Source organism: Nonomuraea aurantiaca (assembly GCF_020215705.1).
GTDB classification, from domain to species: Bacteria; Actinomycetota; Actinomycetes; order Streptosporangiales; family Streptosporangiaceae; genus Nonomuraea; species Nonomuraea aurantiaca.
Map to the genome: position 1 here is coordinate 187847 of NZ_JAIWNB010000013.1, position 19937 is coordinate 207783.

A 19937-nucleotide genomic window follows, 5' to 3' on the forward strand; every position below is an offset into this window, starting at 1 on the left:
CCGGAATACCGCGATCGAGCTCGAACGCGTCCTTCCAATAAGTCGGCTCGAGTTTCAGCGTCCCCGACGCGCACAAAGAGCACTACGACTCCCTCACCTACGGCAGTCCCCTATAACTGATGGGCTCATGGAGACCTCATCGAGCCGGTCGAACTCCCGGCGAAGTCTTCGCCGTCAAGCCCGAATCGCCGCTCTGACCTGCAATTTCTCCTCTCGGGTGAACCATGCCGCCGGTGCCCCCGTATCTGGTGAAAAGCGGGCTTTCCCGCCCACGTCATCAATCCGGGAGGAGTTCCGTATGGCGAATGCCTCGGGGAGCAAGCCATTCAGGCCATGGCTGGGAGTGGTTTCCCTGGTCGGAGGTGTCGCCCTCGTTCTGGCGGGTGGCCCGTTATCCGGGCAGTCGCGGAACATGGTGAACCTGTCCGCCAGCGCGGACACGATCACCTGCCCGAACGTGGCCGACAAACTGCCGGACATTCCCGCCCAGGCCCAAGCCGAAGTCGACCGTAACCTCAAACTCCTGCAAACACAGATCGACGAAGCCAACAAGCGGCTCATCACCTCAGCAGGCGAAGGCGGCCCCAACTTCGTACAGAACGCCATCCTCGGCCCCCTGGCCGACAAACGAACAGCCACCATCAACCGCATCGCCACAGCCATCGGACGAGTCGCCGACCGCCCCACCGGACTGGACGGCCTGGCCACCTGCAAACTCGGCAACGGCGGCAGCGCGACCGCCCCCGCCACGCAGGACCCTGAGGCCTCAGAGCCCCCCACATCGCCGCCGTCCGACAACGCGACCACACCCCCCGCCACCGGCGGGAACAAGATCACCTGCCCGGACGTAGCGGGCAAGCTGCCCGACATTCCCGCCCAGGCCCAAGCCGAAGTCGACCGTAACCTCAAACTCCTGCAAACACAGATCGACGAAGCCAACAAGCGGCTCATCACCTCAGCAGGCGAAGGCGGCCCCAACTTCGTACAGAACGCCATCCTCGGCCCCCTGGCCGACAAACGAACAGCCACCATCAACCGCATCGCCACCGCCATCGGACGAGTCGCCGACCGCCCCACCGGACTGGACGGCCTGGCCACCTGCAAACTCGGCAACGGCGGCAGCGCGGCGACCTCGAAGCCGAGCGCGAGCGCGAGCTCGACGGCGGCGTCCGGGCCGACGGCCGACGACTTCGTCGACATCCAGTCGGTCGACCCCGTGCAGCAGCAGCATAGGACCGCTTCCAGCGGCACCTTCGTCTCCAGGTGCGGCACGCCCCAGGAGGGTCACGCCAACAGCGACAACGTCATCACCGCTCCAGGTGTGGCCAAGGGTGGCCGGCAGCAGAACGACTACGTGGGCAATGTGTCCACTGACGCCTTCTCCACGAACGAGAGCCTGGCCGCCTCGGACACCACCTGCCGCATCCGCGCCGACAGGTCGACCTACTTCTGGCCGGTCCTGCGGGTAGGCGGGGCGGACGGCAACGCCGTGCGGCCGTCACTGGTGCAGTTGCAGTTCCGTGGCAACGCCATGTCGAAGGTCACGGCGGCGCCTCAGTTCCTGAGGCTGATCACCGGCGACGCGCAGGCGGTGAGCGGCGGCGGGCCCAGTGACACGGCCAGTGACGCGCCCAGCGACACTGCCGGCGACGTGCCCACTGACCTGCCCACTGACACGGCCAGTCACATGGCCAGTGACACCGCCAGTGCCGCACCCAGTGACGCGCCTGGTGACGCGGCCAACGCCCGGCCCACGTGGAGCTGCACCGGCTTCGCCAACAGGCTGACCGACAAGTATCCGCTCTGCCCGTCCGGCAGCAAGCTCATGCGTGTCTTCGACATGCCCAGCTGCTGGGACGGCCAGAACCTCGACAGCGCGGACCACCGTACCCACGTCGTCTTCCCCGACGAGAACGGAGCCTGCCCGGCCGACACCCAGGCGGTGCCGCAGCTGCGCGTCACGCTCGTCTACGACGACGTGTCCAACACCCAGCCCGACGGTACGAACGTCCCCTTCATGGTGGACAGCGCCCCCAGCGAAGGGAACAGCCCGAACACCGACCACGCGGGTGCCATCGAGGTGATGTCGAAGCAGCTCATGAACAACGTCGTCCGATGCATCAACAGCGGCAGGAGGTGCTGACGACCGGCAGGAATCGCTGACCGGCCGGAAGGAGGAACGCGAAAGGGCCGCCCGAGGACTCCCGCGGGCGGCCCTTCCGCGGTCAGCGGCCGCTACTGACCGCGTGGTACTGCAGGTCCTGCACCACGGGAGCGGCCACCACGGTCCACGGGGAGGTGACGGTGGCCGTCGTCGTCCCGGAGCGGACCACCGAGACCTTGTTGGTGCCGTTGGCCAGCGGATAGAGCTGGGCCTGCAGGCCCGCCCTGACTTGGTAGGTCTTGGCCGTGCCGCCGACGATGGCGTTCACGGTCGCGGCGCCGGTGAGGAACGACAGGATCTCGACGCTGTCCCTGGGCGTGCTGGTGCCCGAGCGGGGCGCCATCAGCTTCGTCTGGCCGCCCATGGGCTTGGCCGCGGCCGGCTGGGTGCGGTGCGTCAGGTAGACCGTGTCCCGGACGATCAACGGCGACACGACGACGCGGCCGTCGGCCAGGCGGTAGATCGACTTCGACGCGGCCAGCTCGGCGAGGGAGGCGGCCAGCGTCGGGGCGTCGGCGGTCAACGACGTCATGTCGGGCATCGGGACGATGGTGAAGCCGGTGTCGCCAGAGGTAGGGAGGTCGCGCGGACCACGAGCTCGGGCTCGAAACGCCCCCTCGTGTCCTCCTCGTCCTCGATACCGAGCAGGATCCGGACGGCACTGGCGCCGAGCGCCGCGGAGGGGTGCCGAATGCTCGTGAGCGGCACGATCGCGAAATCGGCGAACTCTATGTCGTCATAGCCCACGAGGGACAGCTCCTCCGGCACGCGCACCCCCGCCACGATGAGCCCGTGCAGGAGGCCCAGCGCGAGCAGGTCATTGCCCGCGACGATGCCGTCGGGAAAGCGGGACGTTCCCTCAGAGAGGGGGGACTTCGGGCGTTCGAGCAGTGTCCGCGCGACCTCCTCACCGGTCTTCGCGGTCTGGACCGGCACGCGGACGACCTCGAGCGTGGCCGGCTCCGCGGACTCGGCGATCGCCCGCCTGGCTCCCGCCAGCCGCAGGTCAACGTGCGGATGCGTACCGCCCACGAAGGTCAGGCGACGTCGGCCCTGGGCGAGCAGGTGCGAGGCGGCGAGGTAGCCGCCCCGCTCGTTGTCGCCGGAGATCGCCGGATAGCTGTGCGGCCCCTCGGCGACGCCGACGAGGACGAACGGCGTCCCCCGCCTCCTCAGCCCGAGCAGCTCCTCGGGAACATCGCCGACCGGAACGGCCAGCACCCCGCTCACCTGCTGAGACTCCAGGAAGTTGATGTACGCGCGCTCCCGATCGAGGCTCTCATCACTGTTGGCGACCAGGATGAAGCGGCCGTGCGCGGCGGCCTCCGCCTCGGCGCCCGCCGCGATCTCCGCGTAGACGGGGTTGCTCGTGCTGGACAGGAGCAACCCGAGCGCGAGGCTGTGGCCGACCCGGAGCCGCCGTGCCGCGTCGTTGCCGACGTAGCCGAGTTCGTCGGCGGCCGCGAGAACCCGCTGCCGCCGCTCCGGCGAGACGCGGTTCGGCTGGGTGAAGGTGTAGGAGACGGTCGCTCGCGAGACCCCGGCGCGCGCCGCGACATCGGCGACCGTGGCGACGGAATCCTCAGCCTTCGACCGCTTCGGCACCGAGCCAGCGGACATCGGACTCCTCACTGTCAGGTCGGTCGGGCACGCCCGCCAGCCTAGCGCAGCCGTGAATCGATTCACGCAGCGTGCCGCTCGACCGTTGACACAGGTCTGGGCGCCGCGTAGTGTCCCCGAACTACTGTGAATCGATTCACAGCGATGAGCAGCCGAGCAGCGGACACGAACATCTGCGAGAGGAGTCACACGTGGCTTTGCCCCATGCGACGACGACACCGCCGGCCGTGAGGGAGCCCACCGCGCAGGCGCCTCCCGGTCCGACCGGAAAGACCCGGCGCGGGGCGGGCGTGCGCGCTCCCTGGTGGTTCGTCATCCCCGCGCTCGCGGTGTACCTCTTCATCGTCGTCGTCCCCAGCGCCAACGGCGCGCTGTCCTCCTTCACCGACTGGAACGGACTGCGGCCCGTCTGGTCGTTCGTCGGACTGGACAACTACGCCGCGGTCTTCTCCGACCGGACCGCCCGCGACGCCCTGGTCAACACCCTGCTCCTGGCCGCGGCGGCGACCGTGGCGCAGAACCTCGTGGGGCTGCTGCTGGCCTTGGGCGTGAACAGTGTGGTCAGGAGCCGGTACGTGCTCCGCGTGATCTTCTTCGCGCCCGTGGTGCTCACGCCGCTGGTCGCCGGCTACGTATGGAGCTTCCTGCTGTCACCCAGCGGCGCCGTCAACGACGCGCTGCGGACCGTCGGCCTCGGCGCGCTGGCGCACGACTGGCTCGGCGACCCGGACACGGCGCTGTACGCGATCGTCGCCGAGATCGTCTGGCAGTTCTCCGGCTACTCCATGGTGATCTATCTGGCGGGACTGCAGGCGATTCCGGCCGAGGTGCTGGAGGCGGCGACGATCGACGGGGCGGGCGCGTGGAGCAAGTTCCGCCGCGTCGTACTCCCCCTGCTCAACGGCGCGGTCGTGATCAACGTGATGCTCTGCCTGATCGGCGGGCTCAAGCAGTTCGACCAGGTGATGGCCATGACCGGCGGCGGGCCGGGCACCGCGACGGAGACCATCTCCACGGCGATCTACAAGAGCGCCTTCCTGCTGGGCGACTTCCCGTTCTCGATCGCGCTGGCCGTCGTCATGACCGTGGTCATCGCGGTCCTCGCCGCCGTCCAGTTCCGCCTGACGCAGAGGAAGACCTCCTGATGCACGCGCGCTACACCTGGCGGACCCTCAGCCGCGAGACGATGCTGATCCTGCTCGCCCTGCTGTTCCTCGTCCCGCTCGTCGGCCTGCTCAACGTCTCGCTGAAGCCGCAGGACAGCCAGACCAGCGCGCTGGCCCTGGAGTTCCCGCCCACGCTCGACAACTACGCGCAGGCCTGGACGCAGGCCGACCTCGGCGCGGCCCTGGTCAACAGCTTCGCCATCACGGCCGTCAGCGTCGTCCTGATCATCGCCTTCTCGGCACTGGCCGCCTACCCGCTGGCCCGCGTGACCCGCGGCTGGTCGCGGTACGCCTTCTACTTCGTCATCGGCGGCCTGCTCATCCCGGGCCAACTGGCGCTGCTCCCGCTGTACGCGACCATGCGGGACCTGGGCCTGCTCGGCTCGCTCTGGTCGGTGATCCTGATCAACGTCGGGCAGCAGATGCCGTTCTCGGTGTTCCTCTACACGATGTTCCTGCGCGAGCTGCCGCTCGACTACGAAGAGGCGGCGCTGCTCGACGGGTGCGGCCCGGTGCGCTCGTTCGTCACCGTGGTCTTCCCGCTGCTGCGGCCGGTCACCGGCACCGTGGTGATCCTCAACGCCGTCGGCATCTGGAACGAGTTCTTCACGCCGCTGCTCTACCTGGGCGGCAGCGACAACACCACGTCTCCGGTGGCCATCTACGGCTTCGTCAGCCAGTACGTCTCCCAGTGGCCGCTCATCTTCGCCGGCCTGGTGATCAGTGTCATCCCGATCCTGGTCGTCTACTTCGCGCTGCAGAAGCACATCATCAAGGGCTTCGCCGGCGGCCTCAAAGGCTAGTCAGTCCACCCCCCTTCCGAATCCTGGAGTCTGTCATGAAGTCGATGAAAACGTTCGCATCCCTCTGCTGCCTGGCCACCGCAGTCGCCGCCTGCTCGACCTCGGGGGGCGGCTCCACCAGCGCCGCCGCCGCGGACAAGGTGCTGACGCTGGCCGCCGCGGGCCAGGGACCGGCCAAGGCCGCGGTGGCGGCGTTCGAGAAGGCCAACCCCGGCGTCACCGTGAAGACGATCTACACCGAGGACGACGCGGCCTACCAGCAGCAGATCCGTACCCAGCTCGCCTCGGGGACCGCACCCGACGTGTTCCGCATGTGGCCCGGCGGCGGCAACACGATGGCCGTTCGCGACCTGGGCAAGGACGGCATGCTGATGGACCTGTCCGGCGAGGGCTGGGCGGGCGGTCTGAGCGCGGACCTCAAGGCCGTCACCAGCGACCCGGCCGGCAAGGTGGTGGCCGTCCCGGTGACGATCGGGGCCATCGGCGCGGTGTGGAACGACCAGGCGCTGCGGGCCAGCGGGCTGGCCAAGCCGACGACGTGGCCCGAGGTGCTGAAGTTCTGCAAGGACGCGAAGGCCAAGAGCGTGGTGGCGTTCGGGCTCGGCCTGAAGTCGGCCTGGGTGACGCAGCTCGTGCCGTACGCGCTGACCGCCTCCCTCGTCTACGGCCCCAACCCCGGCTTCACCCAGCAGCAGAAGGAGGGCAAGGCCACCTTCGCCGCCTCCGAGTGGAAGCAGGCGCTGGAGAAGTACCTGCGGATGCGCGAGGAGGGCTGCTTCAACGACAGCCCCAACGGCGTCGGCTACGACGAGCAGATGCAGATGTTCGGCCAGGGCAAGGCCCTGGGCGTGGTGCACGTCCTGTCGGCGGTGCAGTCCGCGCTCAAGTACGGCGCCCAGGGCACCACGTTCTCGATGACGCCGTTCCCCGCCACCGACAGCGCCGACGGCACCTACCTGCCGGTGTCGGTGGGCATCGTCTACGGCGTCAACGCCAAGGCCAAGAACCCGGCGCTGGCCAGGAAGTTCATGGAGTTCCTCGCCTCCCCGGAGGGTCAGGCGTTGTACGCCACCGTCTCGGGCAGCAGCCCCGCGCTGTCGGCCGCGAGCTTCAAGGCCGACGCGCTCCAGCAGCCGGTGCTCGACGCGGTCAAGGCCGGCCGGTCCACTGCCTATCCGGACCAGGGCTGGCCCAACCCGAAGGTCCAGCAGGAGCACCTGACGTCGATCCAGGAGCTGTTCAACGGGACGGTGGACGTGCCCACGGTGCTGACCCGCATGGACAAGGCGTTCGCCGCCGCCAAGTGACTTCCCCTCCCCCACCTGTGAAGGAACCCATGACGCTCGACCAGACGGAGGCGTGCCTGTGGATCACGCCCAAGATCTTCGACGACCTCCGCGACCCGGTGCCCGGGATAGCGGCGTTCTTCGACCACCATGCCGACTGGCTGGTGGACCGGCCGGTCACGGTCGTGTTCTGCGCGGGCAACGGCGATCACGTGCTCGACTACGCGGGCCGGCAGGCATGGGACGACCGCTTCGACTGGGCCCGGTACAACTGCTTCGCGCTCGGCCCTGACGGACCGGCCGCCATGACCAGGACGCACAACCGGGACTGGCTGGCCCGGGTACGCGACGGCGGCGAACGCTCGGCCAACCCGTACTCGGCGGGGCCGATGTTCGTCCTCTCCGAGCAGCCGATGGACTACCGGACGCTGGCCGGGATCTACGCGGCCGTACGGGCCGAGGCCGGGCGGCGCGGGCTGCGGGTGAACCTGCTGGAATACCTGGAGCCGGGCCCGGAATTCTGTCGCAGCGAGTGGAAGACCATCCGGCACCCGGAGGCGGCGGGCGGCACCGCGGACGCCGGCGGCCACCTGGTCCCGGGCGTGATCGACGTGACGGCGCCGCTCTCGGCCGACTCGCGCCCGTACGCCGCCTTCGCCGGTGGCATCCCTCACGGGCTGCCCGCCGGAGACTTCGTCGCCGCCCAGACGGCCGCGTTCGTGACCGACTTCGGGCTGGACGGGGTCATGCTCGGCAACCAGTTCGGGCTGCTCGGCTTCTGGCACCCGGATCAAGCGCCACCGCTCACCCCCGAGCGGTCGGCCGGCATCGAGCGGTTCTTCCTGCGGATGCGCGAGGCCATGGGCGAGCGCCTCGTCTATTGGATGGACACGTACTGGCGGGCCGAGGTGGAGCGGGCGGCGTGGGGCATGACCGACGCCGCCTACCGGTCTCTCGACGCGATCCTGGTCAGCACGTTCGCCGTGCTGGTCGAGCGGACCGAGATCGTGCCCAATCTGCTGAGCAAGGCCGCGCTGGGCGGGCCGCGCCCGCTGCTCGGCCTGGACTTCGTCGACCCTTGGTACTGGTATCGCACCTATCTCGACGACCGGCGCACCTACCTCTACCAGCGGGAGGTCCTGGCCGCGCACGCCGCGTCAGTGGCCGGCGTCTCCTTCTTCGCCAACGACACGTTCGGGCATTTCATCCCAGAATCCGAACTGACGGCCACCCTTGAGGTGATCAGGAAGGGGGAAAACGGACTTTCCACTCCATAGGCGCGTCAGTGCCCTGATCTGCATACTTTTCCGCAATCGTGGCAGAGAACGGATATGACGGCTGGGCCAGGCGGCTACCCCGAGGACTCGCGGTACCTGCCGATCGGAGAGCACGGGTTGATCGGTGACCTGCGCACGGTCGCGCTCGTGGGCACCAACGGCACGATCGACTGGTACTGCTGCCCGAGCTTCGACGCCCCTAGCGTGTTCGCCTCGATCCTGGACGCCGACAAGGGCGGGTCGTTCGAGCTGTTCGCCGACACCCTGGCGAAGACCAAGCAGTTCTACTTCCCCGACACCAATGTGCTGATCACCCGTTTCTTCGCCGTCGACGGGGTGGGCGAGATCCAGGACTTCATGCCGATCGAGGAAGGCTCCGACGAGGCGGACCGGCACCGGCTGATCCGCCGGGTGGCCTGCGTACGCGGCGCCCTGCCGTTCCGCGCCCGGGTGGCGCCCCGGTTCGACTACGCCAGGGTGCCCCACACGGTCCATCAGCAGGGGTCACGGACGACGTTCGAGTCGGAGTCCCTGTCCCTCGCGCTGTCCGCCAGCGTGCCCATCGACACCGACGGACGGGACGCCTGGGCGCGCTTCGAGCTCAAGGAGGGCGAGCACGCGGTGTTCGCCCTCGACCGGGTCGGCGACGGGATCACCCCGCGACCCTGCCCGATCGCGGAGGCCGAGGATCAGTTCGCCGCCACGGTACGGTTCTGGCGGAAGTGGCTGTCCGCCTCCCGCTACCGAGGCAGGTGGCGGGAGGTCGTCCACCGTTCGGCCCTCACGCTGAAGCTGCTCACCTACGCGCCGACCGGCGGCATCGTCGCCGCGCCCACGACCAGCCTGCCCGAGCAGGTCAAGGGCGGGCGCAACTGGGACTACCGCTATGTATGGGTACGCGACGCCGCGTTCTGCGTGTACGCGCTGCTCAGGCTCGGCTTCACCGAGGAGGCCGAAGCCTTCATGGGCTTCCTGTCCACCCACGTCCCGCTCACCGGCGTCAGCAGTACGGGCCCGCTGCAGATCATGTACGGCATCGACGGACGCAGCGACCTGCCCGAATCCGAGTTGAGCCACCTGGAGGGCTACCGGGGGTCCGCGCCGGTACGCGTGGGCAACGCCGCCGCCAACCAACTCCAGCTGGACATCTATGGAGCACTCCTCGACTCCATCTACCTCTACAACAAATGGGGCAACCCCATCTCCAGCGACCGCTGGGAACAGGTCTGCACGCTGGTGAACTGGGTCTGCGAGAACTGGGACCAGCCCGACGAAGGCATCTGGGAGACCCGCGGCGGGCGCAAGGACTTCGTCTACTCACGGCTGATGTGCTGGGTGGCCATCGAACGCGCCATGCGCATGGCCGCCCATCGGGGGCTCCCCGCCGACATACCGCGCTGGCGGCGGGCCCGCGACACGATCTACCACCAGATCATGAAGCACGGCTGGTCGACCTCGCTGCAGGCGTTCGTCCAGCACTTCGACGACGATGTCCTGGACGCGTCCATCCTGATGATGCCGCTGGCCAAGTTCGTCTCCCCCACGGACCCCAAGTGGCTGTCCACCCTCGACGCCCTCGGCACCGGGCTGGTCTCCGACTCGCTGGTCTACCGCTACGACCCCGAAGCCAGCCCGGACGGTCTGGTGGGACCGGAGGGCACGTTCTCGATCTGCTCGTTCTGGTACGTCGAAGCCCTGGCCCGCGCCGGCCGCGTCGACGAGGCCCGCCTGGCCTTCGAGAAGATGCTCACCTACGCCAACCACCTGGGGCTGTACGCGGAAGAGATCGGACACACCGGCGAGCAACTCGGCAACTTCCCGCAGGCCATCACCCACCTGGCCCTCATCAGCGCCGCCTTCAACCTCGACCACGCCCTCGGCTAGTTCCTTTCGTGCAGGCGGAAGGGCAGGCGGACGGTGATGAACTCGTCGTTGTCCGGCTGCCCCGCCGTCCGTCCGGACGAGAACGGGAAGTTGTTGTCGTTGAGGATGCCGAGCGTACGGTCGTCGAGGATCACGACGTCCTCGATGGTCTGGAACGGGAAGTGGAAGGTCTCCCCGAACCCGCCCAGGCCCTTGGGGTTGGCCAGGTCCAGCAGGTCGGCGGCGAGCGTCTTGTCCAGCGCGCCGTCGTGGTCGCGGTCGCGGGTGTCGGCCAGGTAGACGCGCTTGAGCTTGGCCGCGTCGCCCTGCTCGTTGTCCCGCTCGATGATGAGGAAGCGGTGCTCGTCCACCGCGATGGCGTCGCCGATCGCGTTGGAGGGGCTGTCCAGCTCGTACGTCCAGCGCTTGCCGGTGTACGCCCGCCTGCGGACGTCGAACTCGTTCAGCCGCAGCGTGCCCGCCGGATCTCCGCTGACCGTGCCCTCCAGCAGCGGGTAGAGCCACCGGCCGTCGGCGGAACGCGCCATGCCCTCGAAGCCCTTGCTGCCGGCCAGATTCGGCGTCGCCCCGTTGAGGGTCGGGTTCTCCGGCGCCTTGACGCCGGGCAGCTCGATCGGCGCCTCCAGCAGCGTGCCGGTGGCGGAGAAGTGCAGCAGGAACGGGCCGAACTCATCGCCGATCCAGTACGTGCCGTCCGCCGCCCGGACGATCGACTCCACGTCGAAGTCGGCACCGGTGAGCACCCGGTCGGCCCTGGTCAGCGGCCACGAGACCCGGCCACGCGGGTCTGACAGGTTGAAGCCGCCCAGCACCCGTACGGTGCCCGCCTTGACGTCCGGCCTGATTCGGTGCACGCGCAGCAGGAAGTCGGCGCTGTTGTTCTTGCCGCCGTACCCGTTGTCGGACAGCACGTCGAAGGTCCCGTCGCCGCGCCAGACGATGCCGCTGAACCCCTGGACCGGCTGACCGGCGAAGGGCGGGGTGACGCCGTTGATCGGGGTGGTGCCGATCAGGGAACCGGAGGGCTCGCTGCCGGGCACGAACGTCTGCGCCGGGAGCGCGGCGAACCCGGTCAGCGTGGCGCGGCCCGCGCCGTCCCGCGCGTCGTCCCGTGCGGCGGCGTAGGACGCGGGACCGGTCAAGGGGGCGAGGCTCGCGGCCAGCAGGGCCGCGCCCACCGCGAGGGAGATGCGTTTCATGACCGGCACGCTAGGAGCGCCACATGACGCGGTCCCAAACGCAGTGCGTACGCATCATTCACTTTCGGGCGATCAACCCGATCGATCGGGATGCCGGTTCTTCCTTGAGCGTTCACCATAAGGACGGAGTGCGGGGTGCCGCCCGTTCCCGCGACGCAATTGGGTCGGCTCCTGCAGACGTCAACGTTGGAGGCGATGTCCCATGTCCGCACCTGTCTCTCGCCGTTCCTTCCTCGGCCGCAGCGCCGCCGGTGGCCTCGGCATAGTGTTCGCCGGCAGCATCGAGGCGATCGCCGGGCCCGCCGCGTTCGCGGCCACGCGGCCCCCGCTCGGCTACGGCCCACTGGTCGCCGATCCGGCCGGGGTGCTGGCCCTGCCCGCCGGATTCTCGTACAAGATCGTCGCGGAGGCGGGGGTGACGCTGCTGGAGAGCGGCGAGCCGACGCCGAGCGACGCGGACGGGACGGCGAGCTTCACCCGTGGCAAGGGCGCCGGGTTCGAAGATGAGGGAGCGGACAGCGAAGGGGTGGACGCAGAGGTCGGGCGTGGCAGAGGTGGCGCCACGCTGGTCAACAACCACGAGATCGGCGGCAGCGAGCCGTACCGGGTGCCCGCGCTGCCCGGCCTCACCTACGATCCGGGCGCGGGCGGTGGCACCACCAACATCGACGTGGACGCGCACGGCGTACGGATCCGCGAATACGTCAGCCTGGCCGGCACGCACAACAACTGCGCGGGCGGCAAGACCCCCTGGAACACCTGGCTGACCTGCGAGGAGACCGAGCAGCGGGCCGGTGGCGCCTTCCAGAAGGACCACGGGTACGTCTTCGAGGTCGACCCGTTCGACCGGAAGGCCAACCAGGACCCGGTGCCGCTGAAGTTCCTCGGCCGTTACTCGCACGAGGCCGTCGCCGTCGACCCGCGGACGTCGGCGATCTACCTGACCGAGGACGCCTCCGGCCCGAACGGGCTCTACTACCGCTGGACGCCGCCGAGAGGGTTCCACGGCGGCAAGGGCGCGCTGCGGGAGCTGGCCCTGTCCGACGGCGGTGCGACGGCGGGCAAGCTGGAGGCGTTGAGCTGCTATCGCGACGGCACGCACGTCGCCGACCTGTCGGAGGCCACCTCCCCCGGCACCCGCTACCAGGTCCGGTGGGTGGAGGTGCCCGAACGCGACGCGCGCGTCCAGTCCGTACGCACCCAGCTCCCCAACGACCAGATCACCCGCAGCCGCAAGCTGGAGGGCGCCTGGTGGGCGGACGGCGGCGCCTACTTCGTCGCCAGCTACGCCCGCCATACCGACGGCAGCGTCAACGAGCACGACGGCCAGGTGTGGTTCTACGACCCGCGCCACCAGACGGTCACGCTAAAGACCATTTTCGGCGTCAACCCCGACCCCACCCAGGACACGAACTACGACGGGCCGGACAACATCACCGTCTCGCCGTACGGCGGAGTGATCCTCGCCGAGGACGGAGAGGGCATCCAGCACCTGGTGGGCGTCACCGCGCAGGGCAAGGCGTACCCGATGGCGCGCAACGACCTCAACGACAGCGAGTTCACCGGCCCCACCTTCAGCGCGGACGGCCGGATCCTGTTCGCCAACATCCAGACCCCCGGCCACGTCCTGGCGATCACCGGCCCGTGGCGCCGCCCCTCCAACGCCGGCTGACGCTCGCTGAACCGTAGCGCGGAGACCGGACTTCGTTATCCGGTCTCCGCGCGGAGTTCACGGCCGGTTCACCACGCGCGCCTAACGTCCACGGTACGGCGAGACGATGGGGACAACGACATGGAGCACGTGACGTTCCTGGTCGTCGTGGTGATCATCACGGCGCTGGCCTTCGACTTCACCAACGGATTCCACGACACGGCCAACGCGATGGCCACCTCCATCGCGACCGGCGCGCTACGGCCCAAGGTGGCGGTGGCGATCTCGGGCGTACTGAACATCGTGGGCGCCTTCCTGTCAGTGGAGGTGGCCAAGACGATCTCTGGCGGGATCGTGGACGACAAGCTGGTGACGCCTCCGATGGTGTTCGCCGGGCTGATCGGCGCGATCCTGTGGAACCTGCTCACCTGGCTGTTCGGGCTGCCGTCCAGCTCCTCGCACGCGCTGTTCGGGGGGTTGATCGGCGCGGTCTGGGTCGGGGCCGGGATGCGCGGCGTCCACTTCGACACGGTGCTGCAGAAGATCCTCATCCCGGCGCTGGCCTCGCCGCTGATCGCCGGGTTCGTCGCCATGACGGCCACCTATCTGGCGTACACGATCACCGCCCGCGCCCGGCACGAGTCGGTGACCAGCACCTTCCGCTTCGGTCAGATCGTCTCCGCGTCGCTGGTGTCGCTGGCTCATGGCACCAACGACGCGCAGAAGACCATGGGCGTCATCACGCTGACGCTGATCTCGACCGGCGCGCTCGCCTCCGGCTCAGCCCCGCCCATCTGGGTGATCGCCGCCGCCGGGCTGACCATCGGCCTGGGCACCTACCTGGGTGGCTGGCGCATCATCCGTACCATGGGCAAGGGCATCACCGAGATCGAGTCGCCGCAGGGCTTCGCCGCCGAGGCGAGCGCGACCACGGTCATCCTGGCCTCCTCCCACCTGGGCTTCGCGCTGTCCACCACACAGGTGGTCTCCGGCGCCATCCTCGGCACCGGGCTGGGCCGCCGCCTGGCCCAGATCCGCTGGGGCCTGGCCGGCCGGATGGCGCTGGCCTGGCTGCTCACCCTGCCCGCGGCGGCCGCGGTGGGCGGGGTGGCCGCCGCCGTGGCCACCACCGGCACGCTCGGCGTCGCCATCGCCGCCGTGGTCGCGATCGCCGTGTCAGCCGGCCTGTACGCGGCCAGCCGCCGCGAGCCCGTGCACGCGGGCAACGTCAACGAACTGCCCGCCCAGCCACAGCGCGTCGCCGCCTGAGGGGATCGTCATGGACATCAAATGGGCCGCTCTCGGCCAGGTCCTCGTCGTCAGCCTGGCCGTCAGCGTCGTCGTCGTGGTCGTCTTCTCCCTCGGCGTGCTGGCGATATCGGCCCGCCAGGTGGCCGAGGAGCGGCACGCCACGGGCACCGGCCCCCTGGCCGCCGCCGTCCTCTGCTTCGCCGCCTGCGCGGCGGTGGTCGGCTACGGCATCTACCTGATCGTCCCGCAGTTCCACTGACCTCCGCCCCGACCGGCGCCACGGCGATCCCGTGGCGCCTTCCCCCCTCCCGAGGACCCCTACGCCCGAGGGCGGGACCAGCGGACGAGGATGCACACCGCGATCAGCGTCGTCATCAGCGCGTCACCGACGTGTCCGGAGCCACCTCATGAGCGTGGCGAGCACCAGCATCTCGATGACGTTCCTGCCGAACTGAGCGGCTATCTCCCACGCCTGGGGAGAGGTGGAAGCGGTCCCGCTCGCCCTGCCTTTGGTGGGGACGTCGAGGCCGATCGGCCTGTTCCGACATCACCGGCGAGCGTGCCGCCCGGCCCTCGGCGGCTGGTGCTCATGGGCATACACGCAGGTCAGGAGTTTGAAGCCGGTGGAGCTGGCCATGCTGAGCGTAGGGCCGAAGGGGGACTCATGGCGGTGACGACGCTGACGCGGGAGACAGTGACGAGCCTGTCGGAGCAGGTGGCGGTCCCCTCCTACGACCGGTCGCGGCTCACGAGCGGCATCGTGCACTTCGGGGTCGGGGGATTCCACCGCGCGCATCAGGCGATGTACCTCGACCGGCTGATGAACGAGGGCAAAGCGTTCGACTGGGCGATCTGCGGGGTCGGGGTCCTGCCCGGTGACGCGCGGATGCGCGAGGTGTTGACCGCGCAGGACGGCCTCTACACGCTCGTGCTGAAGCACCCTGACGGAACGCGCGAAGCCCGCGTCATCGGCTCGATCATCGAGTATCTCTTCGCGCCCGACGATCCGGAGGCGGTCATCGAGAGGATGGCCGACCCGGCCGTACGCGTCGTGTCGCTCACCGTCACCGAGGGCGGCTACAACATCCATCCCGTCACCGGCGAGTTCGACCCGGAGTCGCCGGCGATCCGCGCGGACCTGGCACCCGGCGCGCTCCCGGCCACGGTGTTCGGCCTGGTCACCGAGGCGCTGCGACGGCGGCGCGCTCGGGGCGTGACACCGTTCACGGTCATGTCGTGCGACAACATCCAGGGAAACGGCGACGTGGCCCGCCGCACCTTCACGGCTTTCGCCCGGCTCGCCGACCCCCAGCTCGCCGCCTGGATGGAGCGCGAGGTCGCCTTCCCCAACTCCATGGTCGATCGCATCACCCCGGCCACCACCGACGAGGATCGCGAGGATGTGGCCCGGCGGTTCGGGGTCCGGGACGAGTGGCCGGTCGTCTGCGAGCCGTTCACGCAATGGGTGCTGGAGGAGCGCTTCCCCGGTGGCCGGCCGCCGTTCGAGGAGGTGGGGGTGCAGGTCGTCGCGGATGTCGAGCCGTACGAGCTGATGAAGCTGCGCCTGCTCAACGCCGGCCACCAGGCGCTGGCCTACTTCGGCTTCCTCAGCGGCTACCACTACGTCCACGAGGCGGCGGCCGACCCGGCGATCGCCGCGTTCCTGCTCGACTACATGGACATCGAGGCCACGCCCACGCTGCGGCCGGTGCCGGGCGTGGATCTGGACGTGTACAAGCGGACCTTGATCGAGCGGTTCTCCAACTCCGAGGTACGCGACACGCTCGCGCGGCTGTGCGCCGAGTCGTCGGACCGGATCCCGAAGTGGCTGCTTCCCGTCGTCCGCGAGCAACTGGCCAAGGGCGGCACGGTGACCCGTGCGGCCGCCGTGGTGGCCAGCTGGGCACGGTATGCCGAAGGCGTCGACGAATCGGGGGCGCCCATGGCGGTCGTCGACCGGCTGAAGGACCGGTTGACGGCCATCGCGCGAACACAGCGTCAGGACCCTACGGCGTTCATCGCGAATCGGGAGCTCTTCGGTGATCTCTTCGATGACGAGCGGTTCGTCCGGCCGTATCTCAGCGCGCTGGAGTCGCTGCACGCCAAAGGCGCCCGAGCCACGGTTCGGGAGCTCGCGGAGCACCGAACCTGACAATTTTACTTAACTCATGAAAGCCAAAATATCCCCTTATTTCCGCGAAAATCTCACATATGAGTTTTCAAACAATGTCGATAAGGGATAAACCTAGTCTCATCGCCCTTTTCTTAAGCGGTATCGGGGGGTGAAGAGGCGGTGAACTATCCACCTCAACCGAGCAGGCGCGACATTCTTCGTGGAGCCATGGCCGCCGGGGCGGCGGTGACTCTCGGCGGCGGGCTGAGTGCTTGTGGATCCCGCGGCGACGTGGCGCGAGCCGGCACGACCGACCAGTGGCGCCAGTTCCAGGGCGCCACCCTGAACTTCATCTCGGAGAACACCGCCCCCACCGCGGCCATCGCCGCCAACACCAAGCCGTTCACCGATCTGACCGGGATCAACGTCAACATCGTCACGCTGGAGCTGACCGCCCTGGTCCAGCGGGTCGCCCTGGACCTGGCCTCGGGCCGGGCCCAATACCAGGTGATCTACGCCGACCCCTACCAGGTGCTCGCTCCGTACCAGCGAGGGCTGGTGGATCTGCGGACGCTGGAGGCGGACCCGAACCTGCCCCGCCTGCCCGGCGGCATCGGCGACTTCATCCCCGTCCAGATGGACGCCGCCGGCCGGTTCGTCGATCCCGCGGCGTACTACGCGCTGCCCTATGACGCGCCGACGATGATCTGGCAGTACCGGCAGGACCTGTTCGCCAAGTACCACGACCGCATGGCCCACGACCTCGGGTTCGACCCCACTCCGGGTGGAGAGCGGACCTGGGAGGAGTACTTCCGGATCGCCCAGTGGTTCAACAAGAACGCCACCTCGGACGTCAAGTACGGCACCGGGCACCAGGCCAGGCAGCACGACTCCCTCATGAACGACTTCAGCAACGTCCTGTGGTCCTACGGCGGCGCCTACTTCGACCACGGCAAGGAAGTGGGCCGTCTGGGGGCACGGGATCCGGGACCGTGCCGGCTCGACTCCGAGGCCGCCATCGCGGGCGCGGAGTTCTACAACCGGCTGCTGTCCATCGCCGACCCTGCCTCCAAGACGTGGGACTGGGACGGCGTCGGCGCCGCCTTCCGCGCGGGCCGGCTGGCGATGTGCCCGAACTGGCATGAGTTCGCGGCCAGCAACGAGCAGGTGCTGCCCGGCAAGGTCGGCTACGCGGTGCTGCCCAAGGGCCCGGTCGCCACGGCCAACATGTACGGCGGCACGGGGGTCGGCATCAGCGCGAACACGATGCCCAACGAGCGCGGCGCCGCCTGGCTGTTCCTCGTCTGGGCCACCTCCCCCGAGACGCAGCTGGCCAACCTCAAGAGCAAGGCCGGTGGCGGCACCCCCACGCGTACGTCCGTCTACGAGCTGCCGGAAGTGCGCGCGGCCGAGAAGCGGCCGTCGTCGATGCCCAACATGCTCACGGCCGCCGCGGTACGGCAGGCCTGGACGCCCGAGCGGATCGGTCTGCGGCCCAAGATCCCCATGTGGAACGAGTGCAACACCGCGATCTTCACCCAGCTGTCCACGATGCTCAGCGGGGCGGAGACACCGGCGAACGCGATGCGTTCGATCAAGTCCCGGGTGGACCGGATCGTGGCGCGAGGGTGGGTGGCCTAGATGGCGCATGCGGCGGAGACCTCAGCGGCGGTACGCGGCTCGGCCCAACTGAAGAGCACCGGCCGCAAGGAGCCGCGGGTCGGCTTCGAAGGCTGGATGATGGCCCCCGGTCTGCTGCTGCTGGCCGCGCTGTCGATCGTGCCCTTCATCGCCCTGATCGCGATGAGCTTCTCCCGCGTCCGGCTGCTGGGCGGGGTGAAGCTCGACCTGGTGGGCCTCGGCAACTGGGCGCGCTTCTTCACCGACGCGGACATGTGGCTGTCCTGGCTGCGGACGATCATCTTCTTCGTGCTCACCGTGGGGCTGGAGATGGTCCTGGGGATCGGCATCGCCCTGTGCCTGTTCCGCGTGCTGCGCGGCCGTAACATCCTGCTCGGCCTGCTGCTGCTGCCGATGTTCGCCGCGCCGTCGATCGTCGGCCTGCTGGGCCGCTACCTCACCGACTCCACCTTCGGACTCTACGCGTGGGTGCTGCGCGGACTCGGTTACAGCGGCGACATCCTCGGCGCCCCGGTCAGCGCCTTCGCCGCCGTCGTGCTCATGGACGTGTGGGAGTGGACCCCGCTGATCGCCCTGATCACCCTGGCCGGGCTGTCCAGCGTGCCGCAGTCGGTGCGGGAGGCCGCCGCCGTCGACGGCGCCCGAGGATGGATGACGCTGCGCTACATCCTCTTCCCGGCGATCTCCAACGTGCTGCTCGTCGCGCTGCTGATCCGCTCCATGGACGCCATCCGCTACTTCGACATCATCTGGGTCACCACCAACGGCGGCCCCGCCGACGCGACCAAGATCGTGCCGGTCCGGCTGTACGAGACCGCGTTCCGCTTCTTCGACCTGGGCTACGCCGCCGCCATCGGCCTGGCGATGCTGGCCTTCTCCATCTTCATCGCCCGTACCTTCGTCCGGCTGCTGGACGTGAGGGGGTTGACCCGATGAGCACCTCGATGACACCGCCGGCGTCGCCCATGCCTCCGGAGACCCTTCCCGGCGAGGCCACCCGGCCACCGGTCACCGCCGCCCCGCGCGGCGAGGCCCAGTCGCCGCTGGAGGACAGCAGCCGGCGTACGCGGTGGCTGGTGACGCTGCTCATCGTGGTGGCGCTGCTCTGGACGCTGGTGCCCCTGGTCTGGATGCTGATGTCGTCGTTCAAGAACGCCGAGGCCGTGACGGCGGCCACGCCGCAGTTCTTCTTCTCGCCGACCCTGGACAACTACCGCAACCTGTTCAGCGGGGCCAACAACCTCGGGCCGTACATCGTGCACAGCGTGCTCGCCGCCGGGATCTCCGCGCTGCTCGCGGTCGGCCTGGGCGCGCTGGCCGGGTACGGCCTGGCGCGCACCCACATGCGCGGGAAGAAACACCTGGCCTTCTGGATCATCTCCACGCGTATGGCGCCCATCGCGGCGGTCGTGGTGCCGCTGTTCCTCATCTTCCGCGGGCTCGGCCTGATCGACTCGATTCCCGGCCTGATCCTGGCCTACCTGACCTTCAACCTACCCTTCGCCATCTGGCTGATGAGCGCGTTCTTCGCCGAGGTGCCCTCGTCGCTGGAGGAGTCGGCGCTGGTCGCGGGCTGCTCCCGCTGGCAGGCCTTCTGGATGGTCATCCTGCCGCTGACCAAGTCGGGGCTGGTCACCACGTTCATCCTGTGCCTGGTCTTCGCCTGGAACGACTACGCCTTCGCCGTGGTCTTCTCCGGGCCGAGCTCCCAGACGCTGCCCATCGCCGCCTCCCAGCTGGTCACGCAGACGGGCATCGACTGGGGGCAGCTCACCGCGATCGGCACGATCGTGGTCGTGCCGATGATGCTCGCCGGGCTCGCCGTGCGCCGCTGGCTGGTCACCGGACTCACCCTCGGCGCCATCACCGGGGAGTAGGTGAG

Annotated in this window: 16 protein-coding genes; 13 read left to right on the forward strand and 3 right to left on the reverse strand. The window is 69.0% G+C overall.

Annotation, left to right across the window (positions count from 1 at the left end; all coding sequences use genetic code 11):
* Positions 1 to 412 precede the first annotated feature (412 nt).
* Positions 413 to 2143 (forward strand): DUF1996 domain-containing protein, encoded by a 1731-nt coding sequence (locus tag LDL49_RS29335; protein WP_225295515.1) that lies wholly within the window; start codon positions 413 to 415, stop codon positions 2141 to 2143.
* An 82-nt stretch (positions 2144 to 2225) separates the two neighbouring features.
* Here the strand turns inward: LDL49_RS29335 and LDL49_RS29340 are convergent, their stop codons facing one another.
* Positions 2226 to 2705 carry a glycoside hydrolase family 71 protein gene (locus LDL49_RS29340; RefSeq protein ID WP_225295517.1) on the reverse strand — a complete coding sequence of 160 codons (480 nt, stop codon included), beginning with the start codon at positions 2703 to 2705 and terminating at the stop codon, positions 2226 to 2228.
* Entirely contained in the window at positions 2693 to 3784 is a 1092-nt protein-coding gene (locus tag LDL49_RS29345; protein WP_225295519.1) for a LacI family DNA-binding transcriptional regulator, read from the reverse strand. The genes LDL49_RS29340 and LDL49_RS29345 overlap by 13 nt, the downstream gene beginning before the upstream one ends.
* Positions 3785 to 3975: 191 nt before the next feature.
* On the opposite strand from LDL49_RS29345, the gene LDL49_RS29350 reads away from it, so the two are divergent.
* The 5 genes from LDL49_RS29350 to LDL49_RS29370 are packed head-to-tail and all read left to right on the forward strand — an operon-like array spanning position 3976 to position 10200.
* Positions 3976 to 4929, forward strand: a complete 954-nt coding sequence (locus tag LDL49_RS29350) for a carbohydrate ABC transporter permease (protein WP_225295520.1) — start codon at positions 3976 to 3978, stop codon at positions 4927 to 4929.
* Positions 4929 to 5753 (forward strand): carbohydrate ABC transporter permease, encoded by an 825-nt coding sequence (locus LDL49_RS29355; RefSeq protein ID WP_225295522.1) that lies wholly within the window; start codon positions 4929 to 4931, stop codon positions 5751 to 5753. Before LDL49_RS29350 ends, LDL49_RS29355 begins: the two co-directional genes overlap by 1 nt.
* A gap of 44 nt (positions 5754 to 5797) precedes the next feature.
* The gene (locus tag LDL49_RS29360) at positions 5798 to 7060 is read left to right on the forward strand and encodes an ABC transporter substrate-binding protein (protein WP_225295524.1); all 1263 of its coding nucleotides are present in this window, start codon (positions 5798 to 5800) and stop codon (positions 7058 to 7060) included.
* A gap of 29 nt (positions 7061 to 7089) precedes the next feature.
* Complete coding sequence (locus LDL49_RS29365; protein ID WP_225295526.1) at positions 7090 to 8316, forward strand: hypothetical protein; 1227 nt, start codon at positions 7090 to 7092, stop codon at positions 8314 to 8316.
* Between the two features lie 54 nt (positions 8317 to 8370).
* Positions 8371 to 10200, forward strand: a complete 1830-nt coding sequence (locus LDL49_RS29370; RefSeq protein WP_225295528.1) for a glycoside hydrolase family 15 protein — start codon at positions 8371 to 8373, stop codon at positions 10198 to 10200.
* Here the strand turns inward: LDL49_RS29370 and LDL49_RS29375 are convergent.
* Positions 10197 to 11399: an esterase-like activity of phytase family protein gene (locus LDL49_RS29375; protein WP_225295530.1), complete on the reverse strand. Its 1203-nt coding sequence runs from the start codon at positions 11397 to 11399 to the stop codon at positions 10197 to 10199. The genes LDL49_RS29370 and LDL49_RS29375 overlap by 4 nt on opposite strands.
* Positions 11400 to 11601: 202 nt before the next feature.
* Between LDL49_RS29375 and LDL49_RS29380 the strand changes: the two genes are divergently transcribed.
* The 7 genes from LDL49_RS29380 (at position 11602) to LDL49_RS29410 (ending at position 19932) form a co-directional block, all read left to right on the forward strand.
* Positions 11602 to 13071 carry an alkaline phosphatase PhoX gene (locus LDL49_RS29380; protein ID WP_225295532.1) on the forward strand — a complete coding sequence of 490 codons (1470 nt, stop codon included), beginning with the start codon at positions 11602 to 11604 and terminating at the stop codon, positions 13069 to 13071.
* Between the two features lie 120 nt (positions 13072 to 13191).
* Positions 13192 to 14319 carry an inorganic phosphate transporter gene (locus LDL49_RS29385; RefSeq protein WP_308016204.1) on the forward strand — a complete coding sequence of 376 codons (1128 nt, stop codon included), beginning with the start codon at positions 13192 to 13194 and terminating at the stop codon, positions 14317 to 14319.
* Between the two features lie 10 nt (positions 14320 to 14329).
* A complete protein-coding gene (locus LDL49_RS29390) occupies positions 14330 to 14560 on the forward strand; it encodes a hypothetical protein (protein WP_225295534.1) in 231 nt (76 codons plus the stop codon).
* Between the two features lie 405 nt (positions 14561 to 14965).
* Positions 14966 to 16453 carry a mannitol dehydrogenase family protein gene (locus LDL49_RS29395; RefSeq protein ID WP_225295536.1) on the forward strand — a complete coding sequence of 496 codons (1488 nt, stop codon included), beginning with the start codon at positions 14966 to 14968 and terminating at the stop codon, positions 16451 to 16453.
* A gap of 189 nt (positions 16454 to 16642) precedes the next feature.
* A complete protein-coding gene (locus tag LDL49_RS29400) occupies positions 16643 to 18055 on the forward strand; it encodes an extracellular solute-binding protein (RefSeq protein WP_372470456.1) in 1413 nt (470 codons plus the stop codon).
* The gene (locus LDL49_RS29405) at positions 18056 to 18991 is read left to right on the forward strand and encodes a carbohydrate ABC transporter permease (protein WP_225295540.1); all 936 of its coding nucleotides are present in this window, start codon (positions 18056 to 18058) and stop codon (positions 18989 to 18991) included.
* The gene (locus LDL49_RS29410; RefSeq protein ID WP_225295542.1) at positions 18988 to 19932 is read left to right on the forward strand and encodes a carbohydrate ABC transporter permease; all 945 of its coding nucleotides are present in this window, start codon (positions 18988 to 18990) and stop codon (positions 19930 to 19932) included. The genes LDL49_RS29405 and LDL49_RS29410 overlap by 4 nt, the downstream gene beginning before the upstream one ends.
* Positions 19933 to 19937 lie beyond the last annotated feature (5 nt).